Source organism: Phenylobacterium sp., assembly GCF_019636135.1.
Lineage (GTDB): Bacteria > Pseudomonadota > Alphaproteobacteria > Caulobacterales > Caulobacteraceae > Phenylobacterium.
Genome location: NZ_JAHBYD010000001.1, coordinates 159,617 through 181,097 on the forward strand (window position 1 = coordinate 159,617; position 21,481 = coordinate 181,097).

At 68.2% G+C, this 21,481-nt stretch carries 18 protein-coding genes; 14 read left to right on the forward strand and 4 right to left on the reverse strand.

Annotation, left to right across the window (positions count from 1 at the left end):
- Positions 1–7: 7 nt before the first annotated feature.
- Complete coding sequence (locus KF737_RS00725) at positions 8–235, reverse strand: hypothetical protein (protein ID WP_296449185.1); 228 nt, start codon at positions 233–235, stop codon at positions 8–10.
- 64 nt (positions 236–299) lie between these two features.
- Entirely contained in the window at positions 300–1,025 is a 726-nt protein-coding gene (locus KF737_RS00730) for an SDR family NAD(P)-dependent oxidoreductase (protein ID WP_296449189.1), read from the reverse strand.
- A gap of 161 nt (positions 1,026–1,186) precedes the next feature.
- Between KF737_RS00730 and KF737_RS00735 the strand changes: the two genes are divergently transcribed.
- Together KF737_RS00735 and KF737_RS00740 are read left to right on the forward strand one after the other, a co-directional pair.
- The gene (locus KF737_RS00735) at positions 1,187–2,158 is read left to right on the forward strand and encodes a zinc-binding dehydrogenase (RefSeq protein WP_296449192.1); all 972 of its coding nucleotides are present in this window, start codon (positions 1,187–1,189) and stop codon (positions 2,156–2,158) included.
- A gap of 105 nt (positions 2,159–2,263) precedes the next feature.
- Positions 2,264–3,259: a helix-turn-helix domain-containing protein gene (locus tag KF737_RS00740; RefSeq protein WP_296449195.1), complete on the forward strand. Its 996-nt coding sequence runs from the start codon at positions 2,264–2,266 to the stop codon at positions 3,257–3,259.
- Here the strand turns inward: KF737_RS00740 and KF737_RS00745 are convergent.
- Complete coding sequence (locus KF737_RS00745; RefSeq protein ID WP_296449198.1) at positions 3,256–3,669, reverse strand: nuclear transport factor 2 family protein; 414 nt, start codon at positions 3,667–3,669, stop codon at positions 3,256–3,258. The two genes, KF737_RS00740 and KF737_RS00745, sit on opposite strands and share 4 nt — an antisense overlap.
- 408 nt (positions 3,670–4,077) lie before the next feature.
- Between KF737_RS00745 and KF737_RS00750 the strand changes: the two genes are divergently transcribed.
- The 3 genes from KF737_RS00750 to KF737_RS00760 all read left to right on the forward strand — a co-directional run bounded on the left by KF737_RS00750 (position 4,078) and on the right by KF737_RS00760 (position 6,645).
- Positions 4,078–5,430, forward strand: a complete 1,353-nt coding sequence (locus KF737_RS00750) for an MFS transporter (RefSeq protein ID WP_296449201.1) — start codon at positions 4,078–4,080, stop codon at positions 5,428–5,430.
- 109 nt (positions 5,431–5,539) lie between these two features.
- On the forward strand, positions 5,540–6,118 hold the full coding sequence (locus KF737_RS00755) for a carboxymuconolactone decarboxylase family protein (protein WP_296449203.1): 579 nt from the start codon (positions 5,540–5,542) through the stop codon (positions 6,116–6,118).
- Positions 6,119–6,207: 89 nt separating this feature from the next.
- A complete protein-coding gene (locus KF737_RS00760; protein ID WP_296449206.1) occupies positions 6,208–6,645 on the forward strand; it encodes a MerR family transcriptional regulator in 438 nt (145 codons plus the stop codon).
- Here KF737_RS00760 and KF737_RS00765 read toward each other — a convergent pair.
- Positions 6,624–7,979 (reverse strand): MFS transporter, encoded by a 1,356-nt coding sequence (locus tag KF737_RS00765; protein WP_296449210.1) that lies wholly within the window; start codon positions 7,977–7,979, stop codon positions 6,624–6,626. The genes KF737_RS00760 and KF737_RS00765 overlap by 22 nt on opposite strands.
- A 151-nt stretch (positions 7,980–8,130) precedes the next feature.
- Between KF737_RS00765 and KF737_RS00770 the strand changes: the two genes are divergently transcribed.
- The 9 genes from KF737_RS00770 to KF737_RS00810 all read left to right on the forward strand — a co-directional run bounded on the left by KF737_RS00770 (position 8,131) and on the right by KF737_RS00810 (position 21,477).
- The gene (locus tag KF737_RS00770) at positions 8,131–10,335 is read left to right on the forward strand and encodes a TonB-dependent receptor (RefSeq protein ID WP_296449212.1); all 2,205 of its coding nucleotides are present in this window, start codon (positions 8,131–8,133) and stop codon (positions 10,333–10,335) included.
- A 520-nt stretch (positions 10,336–10,855) separates the two neighbouring features.
- Positions 10,856–13,747, forward strand: a complete 2,892-nt coding sequence (locus tag KF737_RS00775) for a TonB-dependent receptor (RefSeq protein ID WP_296449215.1) — start codon at positions 10,856–10,858, stop codon at positions 13,745–13,747.
- Positions 13,748–13,785: 38 nt separating this feature from the next.
- Positions 13,786–15,315, forward strand: coding sequence for a PHB depolymerase family esterase (locus KF737_RS00780; RefSeq protein ID WP_296449218.1), 1,530 nt, complete (start codon positions 13,786–13,788; stop codon positions 15,313–15,315).
- 31 nt (positions 15,316–15,346) lie between these two features.
- A complete protein-coding gene (locus tag KF737_RS00785) occupies positions 15,347–16,150 on the forward strand; it encodes an IclR family transcriptional regulator (RefSeq protein ID WP_296449221.1) in 804 nt (267 codons plus the stop codon).
- 18 nt (positions 16,151–16,168) lie between these two features.
- Positions 16,169–17,113, forward strand: coding sequence for a dihydrodipicolinate synthase family protein (locus tag KF737_RS00790; RefSeq protein ID WP_296449224.1), 945 nt, complete (start codon positions 16,169–16,171; stop codon positions 17,111–17,113).
- Position 17,114: 1 nt separating this feature from the next.
- Positions 17,115–17,801 carry an SDR family NAD(P)-dependent oxidoreductase gene (locus tag KF737_RS00795; protein ID WP_296449226.1) on the forward strand — a complete coding sequence of 229 codons (687 nt, stop codon included), beginning with the start codon at positions 17,115–17,117 and terminating at the stop codon, positions 17,799–17,801.
- Positions 17,798–19,000: a mandelate racemase/muconate lactonizing enzyme family protein gene (locus KF737_RS00800; RefSeq protein WP_296449229.1), complete on the forward strand. Its 1,203-nt coding sequence runs from the start codon at positions 17,798–17,800 to the stop codon at positions 18,998–19,000. The genes KF737_RS00795 and KF737_RS00800 overlap by 4 nt, the downstream gene beginning before the upstream one ends.
- A gap of 45 nt (positions 19,001–19,045) precedes the next feature.
- Positions 19,046–20,449 (forward strand): sodium:solute symporter family protein, encoded by a 1,404-nt coding sequence (locus KF737_RS00805; protein ID WP_296449232.1) that lies wholly within the window; start codon positions 19,046–19,048, stop codon positions 20,447–20,449.
- A complete protein-coding gene (locus tag KF737_RS00810) occupies positions 20,446–21,477 on the forward strand; it encodes an alpha/beta hydrolase (RefSeq protein WP_296449236.1) in 1,032 nt (343 codons plus the stop codon). The genes KF737_RS00805 and KF737_RS00810 overlap by 4 nt, the downstream gene beginning before the upstream one ends.
- Positions 21,478–21,481: the final 4 nt, after the last annotated feature.

Sequence of the window (21,481 nt, forward strand, 5' to 3'; positions counted from 1 at the left end):
ACGGACATCAGACCATGGAACGTGATGATGTGGCATTGGTGCGGGCGCACCCTTCGAGATTGTCGAAGAGCAGGCCGGCGGTCGACGCCACCGCATCTTCCACAATGGACCTGCGTCGCTCCGCGACCTGTTCCAAGGCACGCGCAGCGATCGTCCCTTCATCGCCTTTGGCGACGAACGGTGGACCGTCGAAGAGGCGTGGCGGCGATCGGTTCGGCTTTGGCCGGCGCTTCATTCGGAATCGGGCCCTGGCGGAGCACATCGTCGTTTGACGACGGGTCCCTGGCGTCGTCGCTCTGCTAAAGCACTCCGCCGTCCAGCCGGACAATCGTTCCAGTCGTGAAACTCGAGCGGTCGCTCGCGAGGTAGAGGGCGGTGGACGCGATCTCCTCTGGGCGGCCGATCCGCTTGAGCGCCGACGGCGAGTTCTTGTCTAGCTCCTCGCGCCAACTGGCGGCGATATCGGTCCAGAATGGCCCGCACATGATTGCGTTGACCCGGACGCTGGGACCGAACTCGAACGCCTGAGAACGGGTCATGGCGTTGAGGGCGGCCTTTGCGCCTGCATACACGGGATAGGCCGGCTCGGGCCGGATGGCGGCGATGCTGCTCACGTTGATGATGGCGCCGCCGCCGTCGGCGACCATGCGCTCACCTACGAGCGCCGACAGGCGGAACGGCCCCTTGAAGTTTACGGCGACGATCTTGTCGAACAGCGCCTCCTCCACATTCACCGACCGGGGAGCGGTCGGGGCTATCCCCGCGTTGTTCACGAGCACATCGATGCGCCCGAACGCAGCGTAGGCCTGGTCGACGAAAGCCTCCAGTGCGCTCCAGTCGCCGACGTGGATGGGGAGGCCAACGGCTCGCGCGCCAAGCGCCCGCAGTCCAGCGGCGACCGCCTCGCAGGCGCCCTGCTTGCGGCTGGCCACGATGACGTCTGCACCCTCGAGCGCGTAGGCCTTCGCGATCTCGTAGCCCAGGCCGCGACTGCCACCTGTGACGAGCGCAACCTTTCCGCTCATGCTGGACGTAGACAATGGAGCTCTCCTGATGCGAGCCGCCCACGCAGGCGGCTGTTGCGCGGCGGTTTGACTTCAATCATGATACTTTGAAAGCTTCAATTATCATACTGCTATGGATGCGCACTGGGAGCGCATGCGCATGCGAGCTTGGAGGCGGAGAAATGAAGGCCGTAGTGCTACGGGCAACCCCTGAGGGCGGCGTCTTTGAGGTGGCTGAAGTCCCCAAGCCCGAAGTCGAGGCGGGCAAGGTGCTGGTGAAGGTGCGCGCAGCGGGCGTGAACCGCGGCGAGCTGATCACGCAGAAGAACTATCGCGCTGGTCCCGAGGTCATCAACGGCATCGAGTTCACGGGGGAAGTGGCCGCCATCGGCGAAGGGGTCAGGGGGTGGGCGCGCGGCGCGCCTGTAATGGGCCACGGCCGCCAGAGCATGGCGGAGTATGTGCAGGTCGATCCGCGGGCCCTAATGGCGACGCCCGATAGCCTGGACGTGCTGCACGCCGCCGCTTTCCCGAACGTGTTCATTACCTCGCACAACGCGATCGTCACCGCCGGCGGATTGAAGCGCGGCGAGACCGTCATCGTGAACGCCGCGTCGTCTGGAATCGGCACCGCCTCGGTGCAGGTCGCTCGCGCAATGGGCGCGGGCAAGATCGTCGCGGTCTCGCGCCTGCGGAGCAAGGCCGAGCGTGTGCGGCCTCTCGGCGCGACCGACGTCGTCGGCTCCGACGAGGAACAACTGGAGACCGCCGTGCTCGCTGCAACCGGCGGCCTCGGCGGCGATCTGCTGATCGACTCGCTGGGCGGCGCGTATCTGCCGGCGAACCTGCGATCACTGGCGCTCGAAGGACGCCTGGTGAGTGTCGGCCGGACGGCAGGACCAACCTCGGAGCTGGACCTCGACCATCTGTCTCTGCGGCGCCTCAGGATCATCGGAGTCACCTTCCGCACGCGCACCCCCGAGGAGGCGCTGCGTTGCGTTGAGGCCTGCGCTCGCGACTTGCTCCCTGCCCTGGCGTCCGGCGAGATCAAACCTGTGGTGGACTCCGACTTCCCGATGGCGCGCATCGCGGATGCACACCGCCGGCTCGCCTCCAACGAGCAGTTCGGGAAGATCGTCGTTACGCTGGACTGATGGGCCCCGCAGAGGCCGACTCCCGTTCATATCCGCGGCAGCACTTCCCACGTACCAGTGCAGATTGCATTATCAGAGCGAGTACGTACGGTTCGGGAAGCCTGAGTGACACACGCGGACGAAGACGGGAGCGCAAAGCTGGTGCCGGCGCACTCCAGCACGCGCGCGCTCAAGATCATCGGCGACGTATGGGTCATGCGGATCCTGTGGGACGCCTTTCGCGGCGCCAAGCGCTTCAGCGACTGGTCGGAGATCGGCGGAATTCCGCGACCGGTGCTGGTCGATCGCCTCAACCGGCTCTTGAGCGCCGAGGTGCTTGAGACAAAACCATATTCGACGCGCCCCGTGCGGCACGAGTATCGGCTCACCGAGCGTGGGCGCGAGCTGTGGTCCTACATTCTCTCGCTGTGGACCTGGGATCAGCGGTGGGTCGTGGACCCGGATCGGATCCAGCGCCAGCTGCGGCACCACCGATGCGGCAAGGTCTGTCACGCCATCATCTGCTGCAACGCCTGCGGAGAACCGGCGCAGAGGTCTGACATTGTCGAGGTTCGCGGTCCCGGCGCGACGCTGGAAGCGCGGCTGAAGCCACGCTGGCAGCGTCGTTCGGCCGTCAAGGAGAGTGCGCCGGACACCCGCGATTTCTCGAACGAGCTGATGCGTATCGTGGGGGACCGCTGGAGCACGGCGCTGCTGGCGGCCGTGACGCGGGGCGACGGCACCTTCGGTGATGTCCAGAACCGGCTGCACATCTCCTCGCACCTTCTCAGCGAGCGTCTGAAGGAATTGGTGGCGTACGAGGTGATGGAGCGCGTCGCGTACGGCGCGAAGCCTCAGCGGCTGCGCTATCGGTTGACGGAAAAGGGCGAGGCGCTGCTGCTCAGTCACTGGCTCCTGATGCGCTGGGGCGATCGATGGCTCGCGGGACCCGAGGGACCGCCGCTGCTGGTCGAGCACAAGTGCGGCGCGCCCTTTGTCGCCGAAGTGCATTGCAGTGAATGTGGCGGAAAGCTGCGGCCTGGCAATTTCAGCTTCGAGCCGGACGTAACCCTGCAGATCTTCCGGGGTGAGGGCGCTGCCGTTGCGGCTGAGGCCGGCTAGCCGGCTTTCGCGACCGACACGAACTCGCCCGGCAACGCCATGGCCTCCAGCAACTGCCGACGGTCATAGTAGTCACGCTTGGCGACGATCAGACCGGCTTCCACCTCGTAGAACCCGGCCACGGGGGCCTCACCCCAAGATCCATCGGCCCGTCGGCACGCGTCGATCCGCTCGGTCACCACCACATGGTCGAGGACGCCGATGCGCGCGAAGCGAAGGTTCACGGCGCTGACACGCTCCATCACCATTCGCGTCCGGCGACGGATTTCCTCTCGTCCCAGCATCGGCTCGTGCATCATTGAGTGATTGGCGCCGTCCGGTGCGAAGGTCTCCGCCACACCATCCCAGTCCATTCGATTCCAGGCCTCGGCCCAACGACGGACCACCTCGATTCGCTCGTTGTCCTGCATCTTGGTCACTCCTCCAAAGAGGAGGGGCCGCGGGCCGCGGCCCCTCCAGGGAAGCCGGTCGTGAGGAAGGACCACGCCAGCGGAAGATCGAGGCGCTGCTTTCGAGCCGTGTCGCCCGATGGACGTCAGCAACTGCGCGCTGCAGCACCTGGTCGGTCGCCAACGCCTCAGCAGAGCCCTGACATCGGCAGCCAGCTCGCCAGGAGAGCGAGGCTGAGCGGGCCATGCGACGTCCGATGCTTCCTCATGGCGGCGCCTCTCTCACTCGCTACGACGGAGCAGATTAACTTCCATTACATAACTTACTGACTTTCACAACCATACCATAGAAGCTCGACAGGCCCTCGGGCGATGCTATGGTCGGCTCTCAAGCGCCGCGGATCGTGGGGCGGCGGAGACATTGACAAGATGAGCGTGCAATCGGTCGTCGCGGCGACGGCGGAAGAGGCCTCGCGACCCTGGCCGACGCCGACGCGGAGTTGGGCGCTCGTGGTGATCCTGGTCGTCGCCTACGTGTGCGCCTTCGCGGACAGGCAGATCCTGGCTCTGCTGGTCGATCCGATCAAGCGCGACCTCGGCATCTCGGACACCCAGTTCAGCCTTTTGAACGGGCTTGCGTTCTCGATGTTCTACACGGTGATGGGACTTCCGCTGGCCTGGCTTGCCGACCGCGGCTCACGCCGGACATTGGTGGTGGTCTGCATCAACATCTGGAGCCTGATGACGGCGGCTTGCGGCGCCGTCAGCACCTTCTGGGGCCTCTTCTTGGCCCGCATGGGCGTGGGCGCGGGCGAAGCCGGCCTCTCTCCGGCCGCATATTCAATGATCGCCGACTGCTTCCCGCCGGAGAAGCGCGCCCGGCCGATGAGCGTGTACGCCACGGGATCGATCCTGGGCGCCGGGCTCGCATTCATGATCGGGGGCGTCGTCGTTCATTGGGCGTCGCTCGCCGGGACCATCAGCCTGCCGCTTCTTGGCGTCGTCAGGCCTTGGCAGGTCGCCTTCCTGTGTGTCGCGCTCCCGGGGCCGCTGATCGCCGCGCTTCTCTTCCTGGTTCGTGAGCCTGAGCGGCGCGGCGAAGCGGCGCAGCGGACATCGCAGACCTCCCTGCTCGACTTCCTCCGCCGACGTCTCCGAGTCTTCCTCCTGCTGACGTTCGCCTTCAGCATCTCGGGTATGGTCATCGCCAGCTACAAGGCCTGGGCCCCAGCGATGTTGATGCGAAAGTTCGGTTGGGACGCCCAGACCGTCGGGCTGGCATTCGGCGCCATGCTCATCTTCGGTTCCGCCACAGGCGTGCTGGCCGGGGGCTGGCTGTCAGACCGCCTGGCTCGGCGAGGCCGTTTCGACGCGCCGCCCCTGGCCAGTCTGATCGCAGTGCTGGTCGCCGCACCCTTCGCCATCGCCACGCCCCTGATGGACAATTCCATCGCGGTCGCGGCGCTGCTCTCGGCGGCCACGTTCGGCTTTGGGTTGATGCAAGGCCTCCCTGCGCCCGCGCTGCAAGCGATTGCTCCGAACCGACTACGCGCCCGGGTATTCGCGACCTACTTCCTCATAGGCAACCCCATCGCCTTCATCGTCGGCCCCACGGCGGTCGCCCTCGTAAGCGACACGATCTTCCGCGATCCGACGCAGGTCGGCGCCGCCTTGGCCTGCATTTCCGCCGTTGCGGCTCCGCTTTCGGCGGTGTGCTTGCTCGCCGCGCTGGGTCCGTTCGTAAAGGCGGTACGCGAGGAAGATGCTGCCCGACCAATTTGAGTTCAGTTATTGAAGCTATATATGCGGAACGCGCTTGACCTGCGTTGCGATTAACTTCCATAAAAATATCCACCTGAGTGCGCCGGAGCGCCAGGACGGAGATAGACCAATGCGTACCCGTAGCGCCCGCATCGCCCCCATTGCCTTCGAAGATGCGACCGACGAGGTACGCGCGATGCTCGAGCCGCTGCGGTGGGACGGGGTGATCCCGAACCTGCACCGGACGATCGCGAACTATCCGTCGGCGTTGGTTGCGTTCAAGGCCTGGGGCGCTCACGTGCTTCGGGGTGGCAGCAGCCTCGGGGCGCGAGAGCGTGAGATCTTGGTGTTGCGAGTCGGCTGGCTGTCCCGCGCGGGATACGAATGGGTCGCCCACGTCGAGATCGGCAAGGGCGCTGGGCTGACCGACGCAGAAATCGAGCAGATCAAGGTGGGGTCTTCGCATCCCGCGTGGGCAGACCCCGATCGGACCCTCGTGAAGGCGGCCGAGGAGGTCCACGAGGACCGCTTCATCTGCGACACGACCTGGCAGGAGCTGAACGCCACTCTCAACCGCCACCAGTGCATGGACGTCGTCTTCACGATTGCCCAGTACGAGTTGGTTTGCACGATCCTGAACAGCTTCGGCGTCCAGTTCGACGGCGACCGGCAGCTGCCGGACGACGTCCGCGCGGCCTGGGGGCTCTGACCCGCCGAGATCCCAAACGACCGATAGCTCACGTCTTCAGCGTACTGCCCGTGACCATCTCTCCAGCACGCAGATCGTTGAGTTGCGGCATGGTCGGCATTTCTGAAGCCATGGATCGCTTCGGGATGACGGCCCGAGCCCTGCACTACTACGAGCAGCGCGGCCTCATACGGTCCAGGCGCAGGCCGGATCGTTCTCGCTGCTACGACGCCGCGGGCATCCTCACGCTGACCTGGATCGCCCGGCTGCGGCGTCTAGGTATCCGCCTCGCCGACATCGAGACCCTTCTCCGTGATGATCTGGACGAGGCGCGGGTCATGGCCGGCGCGCGTGCGCTCCTGAGGTCGCGGCAGGCGGCGGTGGCCGCCGAACTCGAGCGGATCGGTGACGTCCTCGCCTTCCTCGCCGGTGACCGGAAGATCGAACCCTGGGCTCACCCGGAGGTCCCGCTGAGGCGGCGCGCCAGGGAGGCGCTACGGCGCGATCGGGCCGCGGAACCGACGGATCAGGCGTGGCCGAGGGGTTGATCCCACGCCTGGGCTTCTTCCGCGCAGGCCCGGTAGGGCCGCAGCGCCAGCAGGAACAGGATCAGGGACAGCCCACCGGCGACCACGCTCACTATCGCAAGCGCGGTTCCGATCTTGGCGGGATCGCGCAGGATCCTATCGCTGACAAGTGCGACAATGAGCGGGCCTAGTCCTACGGCGATGAAGTTGCTGACGAGGAAATAGACCGCCGCCGCACGAGCCCGTAGCTGGTTGGGCACGATCAGTTGCACCGAAACAACCGGAAGCGCGTGCATGAGGCCTATGACGAGGGATAGGCCCGCCAGCGAGATCAGCGCGGCGTCGCCGTGTAGGAGGGGTGTCGCGACGGCGAAGGGGATACAAGCCGCGACGGCCAGAGACTGCGCCAGTATCGGCGCATCAGGCCGCCCGACGGACCGGAGGCGCTCCACCAGGCCCCCACTCAGCACGACGCCCAGCGTTGAGAGCACCAGAAACATCGATCCCAGCACGAGACCGGCCTGCGCGGCGTCCATTCCGTGGCTGCGCATGAGGAACGCGGGCGCCCAGTGTGCGTAGGCGCCCGGTAGTATGTTGGAGAGGCCGAACGCCAGCAGGAGCGGAACGAACGCGCGCCACCGTGTGGCGATGTACGGGACAATCTTCTCTGCGGTCCTGGTCCTGGCGATCCCGCGGCGGAGGGGTTCGCGCACCAGCAGCATGAGCAGGGCGATGATCGGTCCTGGGGCGGCCACATAGAGAAACGCGACTTGCCAGGGCTCAAGCCGCCCGAACCCGGGGAGCGAAAGCCTGGGACCCTGACTGACGACGGCGATCACCTGCCCCCCGACAATCAGGGCCGCGCCGGCGCCGATGAAGACTCCTATCGAATACACCGCCATCGCCGTCGCGCGCCGACCAAGGGGGAAATAGTCGGCGATCAGGGAATAGGCAGCGGGTGATAGCGTAGCCTCCCCGATGCCCACCCCCATGCGGGTCAGGAAGAGGCCCCCGAAGTTGCGGGCGAGGCCGCAGCCGGCGGTCATGATGCTCCACGCCGCTATTCCGGCGATGATGACGCCTCTGCGGCTGAAACGATCGGCCAGCCAGGCGAACGGGAACCCCGCAATGGTGTACGTCGCCGAGAACGCAAGGCCGGTGAGCAGACTGAACTGGGTGTCGGTGATCTTCAGGTCGGCCCGGATCGGCTCGACGAGGAGAGTCAGGATCTGCCGATCCACGAACGAGCTCGTGTAGGCCAGCAACAACACCATCACCACGAACCAGGCGTAGGGGCGCGAGGGCCATGGCTCGTCGGCCGAGGCCGCTCCATGCACGCTCTTGCTTGTCGCCATGGCAGTCCCCTAACGCGGCCAGCCGCCTTCGTCCGCGGTCAACGGTATCAGTGTTGTAATTGAAGTCTAGTGAGTATATCCATTGAAGTCATGGGGCCGATCGAGCGGCCCGACTCCGCCCTCGGTGGGGAAGACAAGGGGGAAAGCCGCCATGAGCAAGCTGGGTCTCGCCACCACGACTTCATTGTTCGCACTCACTATCTGCGTGGCCGGCCCAGCGGCCGGCTACGCTGCCGAAGCCGCAACGACTTCGGATGAAGGCGCCGAGGTCGGAGAACTCATCGTCACGGCTCAGAAGCGCGCGCAGCGCCTCACAGAGGTGCCGGCCGCCGTCTCCGCCGTGTCTGGCGAACGACTGGAGGCAGAGCGTGTCCAATCCTTGCAGCAGATCGACGGCAAGGTGCCGAGCTTCCGGTTCGTGCGCTTCAACCTGTCCGACGCCCACCTGAACATCCGCGGCATCGGGTCCAGTCCGGACGGCGCAGCGATCGACCGCTCCGTCGCGATCTTCATCGACGACGTCTACATCGGCCGCGCCGCAGCGGCCGCCTCGGACATCTTCGACCTTGAGCGTGTCGAGGTGCTGCGGGGGCCGCAAGGGACGCTCTACGGCAAGAACGTCGTCGGTGGCGCGATCAACTACGTGACGCCGACGCCGGACGGCGCGTTTCGTGCGCGAGTGAGGGCAGGCATTGGCAATCTCGGCCAACGCGAGGCCGCCGGCGTCGTGGGCGGGGGGCTCTCGGAGCGGTTCGCCGCGTCGCTTTCTGGCTCGTACCGCGAGCGCGACGGCTTCGTCACCAACCTGTCGACGGGCAACAAGCTGGAGGCCTACGAGGCCTACACGACCCGCGGTGCTCTGGCCTATCGTGGGGCGCGTGTCCGCGCGCGGCTCTCCGTCGACTACGCGCTCTCGAAGGGCAATGGACAGGGCTGGTTCCCGAACGCGACCGCTACCGGCGCCGCGGGCATCACGCCGGCGCTGATGGTCGGCATCACGCCTCGCGCCATGTACGTCGGCCCGGACGGGTCGCAGCGTGTGGAAACCAGTGGCGTCGCGGCCAGGGTGGATTGGGATGTCGCGGGCGGAAACGTCACTTCCATCACCGCCTTCCGCCGCTCGGACTCGGACATTTCGATCAGTCTCTTCGGCGCCAACGTGCCGCGCAAGCCGAATGGGGACGTCAATCCACCCCAACCCTTCGGCCAGCTGAATGTGATCGATGAGGAGGCCGATCAGTTCAGCCAGGAGCTCCGCTACCTCTGGGAGAACGATGCGTGGACCGTGCTCGTCGGCGGCTTCTTCATGCGCGAGGAGGTCTACAGGTACGAACGAACCGACACGATCACCACGGGCACGGCCGAGCGGCTCAACATCAACGATGGCCGCACGCAAAGCACCGCGGTGTTCGCGGACCTGACCTTCCGTCCCTGGGAACGGCTCGAACTGAACGCCGGCGTCCGCTACACGCGCGACAACCGCAAGTTCGGCCTCTATCATGATGGGACGGGCACGCAGTACGGCCAGTTCCCAAGGCCTGCGCCCTTCATCACGTCGCTCGCGCACACCTGGACCGCGGTGACGCCCAAGGCGTCCGTGCTCTACCACGTGACACCGCGCATCAACGCCTACGCGCTGGTCTCGCGCGGCTTCAAGAGCGGGGGCTTCGACGGGCAGCCGAACAACATCCCCGGCCTCGACCCTATCAACTCCGAGTACGTCTGGAATTACGAGGCCGGCCTAAAGGGCTCCGCGGCCGACGGGCGCGTGTACTTCGAGGTCGCCGCGTTCCAGATGGACTACACGGACCTCCAGGCCACGACGACGCGGATCCTGTCGACCACGCCGTTGACGACGGCGACAGTCCTGCAGAATGCGGCGGCGGCGCGCTCGCGAGGCATCGAGGCGACGCTCAACGCGAAGCTGGGCCACGGCTTCAGCTTCGACGGCACGCTATCGCATCTGAACACGCGCATCACCGACTCCAACACGCGCACGACGATCGCCATCGGCAATGAGCTCGGCAACGCCCCGCACTGGTCCTATTCGGGGAGCCTTGGGTACGAGACCCCGCTGACTCCAGAGTGGGGTCTCGGCGCGAACGTCGAGTATGTTCACGTCGGTCGCACCTTCTCGACCGCCGAGAATGTACCTCAGGGCGTCAAGTCGCCGTACGGTCTGGTCAACGCCCGCATCCGCCTTACCTCGGCAAAGGGTTTCGAGTTCACCGCCTGGGGCGTCAACCTCAACGACAAGCTCTACACCGCCTATCAGGCAGCAGCGGCTGCCGTCGGCGGCCTGGCGCAGTACGCGCCGCCGCGCACCTTCGGAGTGACTGCCGGCTACAGATGGTGAGCCCGCACCACGTCGCAGAGGGCGCAGGCGCCGATCTTCCGAGTGCTGGAGCGCCAAACCTGCGGCGATCGCCGCCGCGGCTGGTGTTACTGAGCGCGGTCGAGATTTCCCGGCCGGGCGGGCCCGAGGTGCTGAAGCATACCGATCGCAACAGAAGTTCAAGTCACGCGCCTCAGCCCAAAGGTTCCTCTTCAGCCACGCCGCCGTCTACAACACCTTCAATCTCCAGCCGCACTTGATCCCCCCTTCGTCAGTGCCGCGCCGAGGCGCATCGGACCGGGGCGGCTGCCGCTGCCGTGGCCTGGCCGCCAGCGGCGAAGGGGCCTCGCGGGGTCAAGCTGACGAGACCCGTGGCGGACCTGTTCAGCATCACGGCTGGTAGGGCCTCCCACCCCCGGTTTCCGATCTGAGGCGCAAGCCGCGCGATGGCCTCTTGCCACGACCCCCGGCTCCGTCGTATTCAAATAGCGAATAAAAGTTCGTAATCCGAATAATGACAAATAGAGGGAAGGATACGCCAATGGGTCGGTCGGGACTCTCAGGACTGCTGTGCGGCGGCGCGAGCCTGCTCGCGATGATGGCGATGGCGTCGCAGGCGTGCGCCCAGGCGGCGGCGGGCGAAGGCGAGACGGCGGCGGTCGACGAAGTCGTCGTCACGGGGAGCCGGATCCAGAACCCCGGCATGACGTCGCCGACGCCGCTGACCGTGCTGGGCGCCGAGCAGTTCAAGCGCACGACGCCGTCGTCGGTGGACGACATCATCACCCAGCTCCCGGCGTTCCGCTCGAACTCGGGCGTGAACCAGGTGCAGCGCAACGCCGGGTCGATCTCGACCGGCCAGAGCCTGGCCAACCTGCGTGGTCTGGGGGCGCAGCGGACGCTCACGCTGATCGACGGCCAGCGGCCCGTGCCGACCAACGCGCAGGGCACGACGAGCACCAGCATCATCCCGGTCGGCCTGATCAAGCGGGTCGAGGTGGTGACCGGCGGCGCGTCGGCGGCCTACGGCTCGGACGCCGTGGCCGGCGTGGTGAACTTCGTGCTGAAGGACCGCATCGACCACCTGGAAGGCCAGGTCATCGCCGGCCGTTCGCAGCGCGGCGACAACGAGGAGTGGGGCGTCAGCCTCGCCGACGGCTTCTCGCTGATGGACGGCCGCCTGCACGTCGTGGTCGGGGCCGACTACAACGACAACAAGGGCGTCGGGAACATCTACAAGCGTGGCTGGGCCTCGGTGGAGGCCGGCAACTCGGGCACCCCGCTGGCGTTCGGCGCCACGCGTCCCGCCGGCACGCCGGCCTTCGGCTGGGCGACGGGCGTGGAGTACGCCACCCAGACCCCGGGCGGCGTGATCAACACCGCCAGGACCGCGACGGGCGCGACGGTGTCCCTGCTGAACCAGCTCGCCTTCGCCCCGGACGGCGGCCTCTACCGGCTGGAGCGCGGGCCGGTCTTCGGCAACCTGATGATCAACTCGTCGAGCAACCGCGTGGCCACGCCGATCGCCCAGTGGAACCTGAAGCAGCCGCTCGAAGCGTTCTCGACCATGGGCAAGGCGACCTACGACGTGAACGAGGACACCAGCGTCTTCGTGCAGGCCGGCTACGCCTGGAGCAACGTCTTCACGCTCTCGCAGTACCACCAGACCCCGACCGTCACGATCCTGGCGACCAACCCCTACCTGCCGGCCGCCACACGTGCGCTGATGCAGGCCAACAACATTGCCTCGTTCGACATGGGCCGGGTCGACACCGAGTGGCTCGGCACCTCGGCGGACAACACCTACAGGACCTTCGAGGTCTCGACCGGGATCAAGGGCAAGGTCTTCGACCGGTTCTCGTGGGATCTCTCGTACATCTACGGCCGCTCGGTCATCGACTCGAAGGTCTACGGCACCCGCGAGGCCAACCTGGCGGCCGCCGAGTACGCGGTGCTCGACGCCAGCGGGAACATCGTCTGCGGGCCGGTCGCCACCAATCCGAACTTCGCGGCCGCGCGGCTGACGAACACGATCCAGCCCGGCCTGGTGCAGCCGGGCTGCGTGCCGCTGAACCCGTTCGGCATCGGCGCCTCCTCGCAGGCCGCGCGGGACTACGTGGCCGGCCTGGAGTTCACCAAGGACGTCATGGTCCGCCACGACGTGGCGCTGAACGTCTCGGGCTCGCTGTTCGACCTGCCGGCCGGCCCGGTCGCGTTCGCCACGGGCCTCGAGTACCGCCGCGACACCCTCGACCAGACGGCCGACCCGCTGCAGATCCTGGGCCTCTACTCGTCGGGCAACAACAAGTCGTACTCCGGCAAGGAGACGGTGCGGGAAGGCTACGCCGAGGTCGAGGTCCCGATCCTGAAGGACATGCCGTTCTTCAATTCGCTCGGCGTCAACGGCGCGGTGCGCCGGACCGACTACAAGATCAGCGGCGCGGTCACGACCTGGAAGGTCGGCGGCACGTGGGAGCCGCTCGACGGCCTGCTGCTGCGGATGACCCGGTCGCGCGACATCCGCGCGCCGTCGCTGTCGGAGCTGTTCCTGGTGGGCGGCATCTCGGCCACGGGCTCGTTCGTCAATCCGTTCAACGGCCAGTCGGCGCGCCTGCCGGTGCAGACCCTCGGCAACGCGAACCTGACCCCGGAACGCGCCGACACCTTCTCGGTCGGCGGCACCTGGCGCGCGCCGTCCGGGCCGCTCTCGGGCCTGCGCGTGTCGGTCGACTACTTCCACATCAGGGTGCGCGACGTGATCGCCTCGGTGAGCGCGACGGACATCCTCCAGCGCTGCTTCCAGAACGTCACGATCTACTGCTCGGCCATCACCTTCGACAACTCGGCCTTCGGCATCTCCAAGGTGCTCACCCAGCCCTTCAACCAGTCGGTGCTGGTGGCCGAGGGCCAGGACTTCGAGGTCGGCTACCGGACCGACCTGGACGGCCTGGGCCTGCCGGGCTCGATCGACATCAACGCCTTCGCCACCCACCTTGCGCACCTGAAGACGACCGACCGGCCGGGCCCCCTGGGCATCACGGTCGACAACGCAGGCGTGCAGGCGGGCCAGTCGAAGTGGGTCGGCTCGGCCTTCATCAACTACCGGCTCGACCCGATCACCGTCGGGCTGCAGATGCGGGCGTTCTCGAAGATCCGCTACTCGGCGCTGTTCTTCGGGCCGGACGAGGACGGCTACAACCCGACGCTGTCGACCAGCATCAACAAGAACGTCTTCCCGTCGCTGGTCTACTTCAACCTGAACGGCAGCTACGACTTCGAGCGCTTCGGCCGGAAGTTCCAGGCCTTCGCCAACGTCAACAACCTGTTCGACAAGGACCCGCCGGCGCTGGCCATCGCGGCGATCAACCTGGGCGGCAACCCCTACGACTACGTCGGCCGCACCTTCAAGGTCGGCCTGCGGTTCGGCTTCTGATGATGGCCCGCGCCGCCTTCCTCCCAGCGCGGGCCGCCATGGTCCTCGGCGCCGCGATCACTGCGATCGCCGGCGCCGAGGCGAGGGCGCAACTCGTCGACTACGAGCCGGCGGCGAAGGCGACACCGGTGCAGCAGGATGCGGCGTGGCGCCTGGCGTTCCGGCCGGGGATGCAGGTGCTGACCCAGACGGTGGGCCAGTTGCGGGCAGGGGCGACGCCGGCCGTCCAGGCGCAGGTCGACGCGCTGGTCGCCGAGGCGGCGAAACAGCCCGAGCCCGAGGCCCGTCGCACGCTCTGGCGCGCGGTCGGGCTGATGGACGGGCTGGCCTGGACGCCGGAGCAGGAGCGCCTCGGCGCGGTCGCGCTGCGCACGCCGAGCCAGATCTGGACCGGCGCGGGCGACGTCCTGACCGCCGAGATGCTCTACCCCGCGAGCGGCCGTGTGACCTATGCGCTCGACCTCTACGCCAGCCAGCCGACGACGTCCGCGACCCCGAAGAAGGGGGCCCTGATCAAGCCGCTGGGACGGGGGCGGCTCGACGCCTATCCGGCGCGGATCAAGGCCGAGCTCTCCGGGCTTCCGGACGGCGCCTACCTGCTGCTGGCCAAGGTCACCGCGGGCGCCGCGACGACCGAGATCGTCCAGCCCGTCTACCTCGTGCGGGACCTGGATGCGCGCTACGCCGCCCTGAAGCGTGAGCTGGCGGGCGTGCCGGGGCACGAGGAGGCCAAGGCGCTGGCCGAGTATCCCTTCGCCCTGGCCCAGGCGATGAAGGCCGGCCGCCGCGAGGTCGTCTCGTACGACTTCCCGGCCGCGATCGAGCGCTCGTCCGACATCGTGGCCGCCCTGAAGGCGGGCCGCGATCCGGTCCGCCAGGCCACGGGGCTGCAGAACCGCGCCTACCGCTTCGCCGAGACGGGCGAGCTCATTCCCTATCAGGTCTACGTGCCCACGGGCTGGACGCCGGCGAGGCGCTGGCCCCTGGTCGTCGCCCTGCACGGCGCGAACCTCGACGAGACCAACATGCTGGGCCGCGACGGCGGCCGCATGCAGAAGCTGGCCGAGGCGCACGGCTTCGTGGTGGTCACCCCGCTGGGCTACCGCCTGAACAGCGCCTACGGCTCCGAGCGCGGCCTTGCGGGGCTGGCGGGCCGCGACATGACCCGCGTGAAGCGCAGCGAGCAGGACGTCCTCCAGGTCACCGCCCTGGTCGAGAAGGAGTTCAACATCGATCCCGCCCGCCGGTACCTGACCGGCAACTCGATGGGCGGCGGCGGCACGTGGTGGATCGGCGGCCGGCACGCCGGGATGTGGGCCGCCATCGCGCCCGGAGCGTACGGCGGGGTCATCCCCGAGGACGTCCCGGCGCTCTCGAAACTGCCGATCCGCGTGGTCGTGGGCGAGCGCGACGACCTGATGCTGGACCGCGTGCGCGAGACGATCGCCACCCTGAAGGCGGGCGGCGTCACACCTGAGTATGTGGAGGTTCCCGGCGGCACCCACGCCAGCGCGTTCGAGATCGAACTGCCGGCGATTTTCAAGTTCTTCGAAAAGCACGCCAAATAGCCCCAGCGAAATGACCATGCAGGGGCACGAGATGAGCGACGACAAGAACATCGTGAAGTCGGTGGCGAAAGCCTTCGCCGTCCTTCAGGCGTTCGGGCCGGATGCGACCGAGATGGTGCTGGCGGACGTGGCGCGCGCGGCGGGCCTCGACAACGCCGGCGCCTTCCGGCTGCTCAATACGCTCGTGATGCTGGGCTATGTGGAGCGCGTCCCCGATACGCGGCGCTTCCGCCTGACGTTCAAGTGCCTGGAGCTGGGCTTCAACGCCATCGCGCGGTCGGATATCCGCAGCCTGGCCCGGCCGCTGCTCCGCGCCATCGTGGGCGAGCGGATCGAGGCGGCCTCGATCGGCGTGCTCGACGGCCACGAGGTGGTCTACATCGAGCGCATCCAGGCGGGGCTCGAGCGGCTGGCGGTGGATATCCGCGTCGGCAACCGGGTGCCTGCGTACTCGTCCGCCATCGGCCGGGCGATCCTCTCGCGCATGCCGCTGAACGCCCAGCGCGCCATCCTCGAGGCCGCCCCGCCCCGGCGGCTGACCGACCGCACCATCATCGACGTCGACACGATCCTCGCGCAGATCGCCGAGACGGGCCGCCTGGGCTACGCCTTCTCCGATCAGGAGACCGTCACGGGCCTGCGCGTCATCGCCGCGCCCATCACCGACGTGGACGGCGTGCCCGTCGCCGCGGTCAGCGCCGCGGCCCCGGCCTTCGGCCGCACCGAGCAGGAGTTCCTGGCCGACACCCGCGACCTGACGGTCGACGCGGCCGCCCGCCTTTCCGAAGCCGTGCGCGCCGCTGGCGGCATGGCGGCCCACCGACATTCACCCTGAATCAGGAGCCCTGATCCCGTGCCGCATTCCCTCGACCTCAAGGGACTGATCCCCGCGATCGCCGTCCCGTTCCACGAAGACTTCAGCATCGATGCGGCCGGGCTCACCCGTTTTGCGCGCTGGCTCAGCGGACAGCGGGGCATCAAGGCCCTGATGACCAACGGCCACACCGGCGAGGTGTTCTCGCTGACGCCGGAGGAGCGCACGGAGGTCACCCGCATCACCGCCCAGGCCGTGGACGGCCGCGTGCCGGTCATCTCCTCCATCGTCTGCGAAGGCATCCTCGACGCGGCCGCGCAGGCCAAGGCCGCCAAGGCCGCCGGCGCCTCGGCGCTCGACATCATGCCGCCGCATCACTGGCTGCGCTTCGGCTTCCGCCCCTCGCACGTGATCGACTACTTCAACGCCATCGGCGACGCTTGCGGCCTGCCGCTGGTCGTCCACGTCTACCCGGCCTGGACCAAGGCCTCGTTCTCGTCCGAGCTGCTGGCCGAGCTGGCCGGGCTCGACCACGTGCATGCCTTCAAGATCGGCACGCGCGAGATGAACAAGTACGCCCGCGACCTGAAGGCGATCCGCGCCGCCGCGCCAGACAAGGCGCTGCTGACCTGCCACGACGAATACCTGCTGGCCTCGATGGTCCAGGGCGTGGACGGCGCCCTCGTCGGCTTCGCCTCGCTGATCCCGGGCCTGATCCAGGACCTGCTGGACGCGGTGGCCGCCGGCGACCTCAAGCGCGCCATGCAGATCCAGGGCGTGATCGATCCGCTGAAGCAGTCGGTCTACGGCGACGGCGAGCCCACCGGCGAGGCGCATGCCTGCATGAAGGCGGCCATGGCCGCCGCCGGCATCTTCGACCGCGGCACGGTGCGCCCGCCGACGGTCGCGCCGTCGCCGGAGGAACTGGCCCGCATCAAGGCCGCCGTCGAAGGCGCCGGCCTCGCCCAGCGCACCGCCGCCTGACATGGCGTCGACGTCGCCATCGGCCGTCCTGGTGACGGGCAGCCGTTCCGGCATCGGCGCGGCCATCGCCCGCCGGCTCGCCAGCGCCGGCTGGTCGGTGGTCGGCGTGGACCTGGCCGTCGATGACGGCGCCGCGCACTTCGCCGCGCAGAAGGCGGCCGATCTGACCGATCCCGCCGGCGTGGCGGCCCTGGTGGCCGACCTTCCGCCGGTCCAGGCGCTGGTCCACGCGGCGGGCTTCATGCGGACCGGCGCGCTGGCCGAACTCGACCCCGCGGACGGCGAGGCGATGTGGGCGGTGCATGTCCAGGCGCTCACGCGCCTGGGCCAGGCGCTGCTGCCGGCCATGGCGCCGGGCGGCCGGCTCGTGGCCATCGGCAGCCGCACCAGCGCGGGCGCCGCCGGCAAGAGCCAGTACGCCGCCTGCAAGGCCGCGGTCGTCGCCCTCGTCCGCTCGTGGGCCATCGAGCTCGCGCCGCGGGGGATCACCTGCAACGTGGTGGCGCCCGCGGCGACGGCGACCCCCATGCTCACGCGCGATGACCGCACCGTCGCGCCCGTCACCCCGCCCATCGGGCGTTTCATCGAACCCGACGAGATCGCGGCCTATGTCGCCTTCCTGCTCTCCCCGGACGCCGCGGCGATCACCGGGCAGGAGCTGCTCGTCTGTGGAGGAGCTTCTCTGTGACTGCGATTCTGAAGCCGGGCGTTTCGGTCGACACCCCGCGCATCGTCGATATCGTCGAGGTGACCAAGCCGATCGCCTCGCCGATCCGCAACGCCTACATCGACTTCTCCAGGATGACCGCCAGCCTGGTGGCGGTGGTGACCAACGTGGTCCGCGACGGCCGCCGGGTCGTCGGCTACGGCTTCAACTCCAACGGCCGCTATGGCCAGGGCGGCCTCATCCGCGAGCGCTTCGCCGACCGGCTGCGCGAGGCCGATCCCGCCGCGCTGCTGGACGACACGGGCGAGAACCTGGACCCCCACCGCATCTGGCGGACGCTGATGACCAACGAGAAGCCGGGCGGCCACGGCGAGCGCTCGGTGGCGGTGGGCACTATCGACATGGCGGTCTGGGACGCGGTGGCCAAGATCGCCGGCAAGCCGCTGTTCCGGCTGCTGGCCGAGCGCAGCGGGCGTGAGGCGGACCCGCGGGTCTTCGTCTACGCGGCCGGCGGATACTACTATCCCGGAAAGGACGACGACGCCCTGCGCGCCGAGATGCGCAGCTACATCGACCGCGGCTACAACGTCGTGAAGATGAAGATCGGCGGCGAGAGCCTGTCCGTCGACCGCCGTCGGATCGAGTCTGTGTTGGCCGAGATCGGCTCGGATGCGCAACTCGCGGTCGACGCCAACGGCCGCTTCGACACGCTCACCGCCATTGAGTACGCCAAGGCGCTCCGGGACTATCCCCTGTTCTGGTACGAGGAGGCGGGCGACCCGCTGGACTACCAGTTGCAGGCGGCGCTGGCCGAGTTCTATCCGGGCCCGATGGCGACCGGCGAGAACCTGTTCAGCCACCAGGACGCCCGCAACCTGATCCGCTACGGCGGCATGCGGCCCGATCGCGACTACCTCCAGTTCGACTGCGCGCTGTCGTACGGCCTGGTCGAGTACATGCGCACGCTGGAGGTGCTGGACACCGCCGGCTGGTCGCCCTCGCGCTGCATCCCGCATGGCGGCCACCAGATGTCGCTGAACATCGCCGCCGGCCTCGGCCTGGGCGGCAACGAGAGCTACCCCGACCTCTTCCAGCCCTACGGTGGGTTCCCCGACGGGGTGAAGGTCGAGGCCGGCCACATCGTCATGCCCGACCTTCCCGGCATCGGGTTCGAGGGCAAGTCCGACCTGATCAAGGTCATGCGCGAGCTGGCCGAGTAACGCGAACAAGACCCCCTCGGCGCACGCCGAAGGGAGGGAGGCGACATGGATCCGACCCATTCGCGCGAGGTGCTGATCGCCGGCTCGGTGATCGTCTACATCGTGCTGACCAGCATCCTGGCCTATGCGTTGCGCAGCCGGACCAGCGCCCAGTTCATGGTGGGTTCGAAGGCGCTGCCGGCCGTCGTGATCGGCATCCTGCTGATGAGCGAGTTCATCGGCGCCAAGTCGACGGTGGGCACCGCGCAGGAGGCCTTCGAGAAGGGCATGGCGGCCGGCTGGTCGGTCCATGCCGCCGCCATCGGCTTCCTGCTGCTGGGGCTGATCTTCGCGCGGAAGGTCTACACCTCGCAGCAGCACACCATCTCCGGGCTGGTCGAGCAGCGCTACGGCAACGGCGCGCGCATCGTGGTGTCGATCATCATGATCTATGCCCTGCTGCTGGTGAACGTGGGCAACTACGTCAGCGGGGCGGCGGCGCTGAGCTCGGCGATCCACACCGACCTGACGGTCTCGACCTTCATCATCGCGGCGTTCAGCGCGGTCTACTACGTGTTCGGCGGGCTCAAGAGCATCGCCTACGTCACCGTGCTCCACAGCCTCGTGAAGCTGGTGGGGATCGCGATCCTGGTGGGCGTCGCGGCCATGCTCAGCGGGGGGCTGGAGCCGATCCGCCATGGCCTGCCCGCCGACTACTTCAGTTGGGACGGCCTGGTCGGGCCGAACAAGATCCTCGCCTGGATCGTCGGCACGGTCGGCGCGATCTTCTCGACCCAGTACATCGTCCAGGCCATCGCCTCGAACCGCAACGAGGGCGCGGCGCGTTCGTCCGTGCTGATCGCCGCGGCGCTCTGCCTGCCGCTCGGCTTCGCGCTCGGGTTCATCGGCGTCGCCGCGCGCTACCTCTACCCGACGCAGGACAGCCTCTATGCGCTGCCGGTCTTCATCGAGCAGATGTCGCCCGCCCTGGCCTCGGTGGTCACCGTCTCGCTGGTGGCCTCGGTGCTGGTCAGCGTCAGCACGGTGGCGCTGGCGACCACGGCGCTGGTGATGCGCGACTTCTACGTCCCCTGGCGCAAGCCGGACGCCGACGCCGAGCTGAAGGCGACGCGGTATGTCGCCCTGGCCGTGGGCATGCTGCCGCTGCTCTGCGTGTTCTTCACGCCGCACATCCTGGAGCTCTCGTTCTTCACCCGGGCGCTCCGGCTCTCCATCGCCATCGTCGCCTGCCTGGGCGTCTACCTGCCGTGGCTGGGCTCGCCGCGCACCGCCGTCGCGTCGCTGATCGCCAGCGGCGTGGCGACCACCGCCTGGTACCTGCTCGGCAACCCCTACGGCGTCGACAACATGTACGTGGCCGCCGTCGTGCCCGCCCTCGTGCTGGCCGCCGACCGCCTCATCCCCGGATCGCGCAACAGCGCCGCCAAGCCCCAGGAGGCCGCCCGATGAGGATCGGCGCATCGATCGTCGCCCTGACCCTGTTCGCCGCCCCGGCCGCCGAAGCCGCGCCCGTCCCGGTCTCGAAAGAGGGGACGACCAGCATCCCGGCGATGGACGTCCCAAGCTCGGCATTGATGAGCCGCGAAGGGAACGACTCCCGCGTCGAGCACATCCTGACCGAGCGCAGCCTGTCCGGTCGCCCGACCGCGGAATTCAACGCCGCGCTGTTCGGCCCGCGCCTGGAGCGGATGAAGGCGGCCTATCCGGTGAAGATCCGCGACGCGACGATCGGCGGCGTGCCGGTCCGCATCTATGAGCCACCGAAAGGCGCGCCCGACGCGCCGGTCCTGCTCAACGTGCATGGCGGCGGTTTCGTCGGCTGCTTCGTGGAATGCGGGGGCCTGGAGTCGATCCCGATCGCGGCGCTCACCGGCCTGCGCGTGATCAGCATCGACTATCGCCTCGCGCCCAAGGGCCGGTTCCCGGAGGCGAGCCAGGACGTGGCCGCCGTCTACCGCGAGGTGCTGAAGACCACGCCGGCCACCCGGATCGGCCTCTACGGCTGTTCGGCCGGGGGGCTGCTGACGGCCCAGTCGCTGGCCTGGTTCCAAGCCGAGGGACTGCCCGCGCCCGCCGCGGCCGGCGTGTTCTGCGCGGGCGGCGATCCCGGCATGGGCGGCGACTCCCGCATCACGGGCATGCTGCTGGGCGACGGCGAGGCGCCGGCCTCCGACGGCGCCGGCGGCGCGCGCCTGGGCTACATGCGCTCGGCCGGCGCGGGCGACCCGCGGGCCTTCCCGGCCTCCGACCCGGCGACCCTGCGAAGATTCCCGCCGACGCTGGTCATCGTGGGGACCCGCGACTTCGCGCTGAGCAGCGCCGTCAACCTGCACAGCCGCCTCGTCGCCGACGGCGTCGACGCCCGCCTGCATGTCTGGGAGGGCGGCCGCCACGCCTTCTTCTACGACTCGCGCGTGCCCGAGGCGCGGGAGGCCTACGCCGTCATCGCGAAGTTCTTCACCGACCGACTTCGCTGAGCCG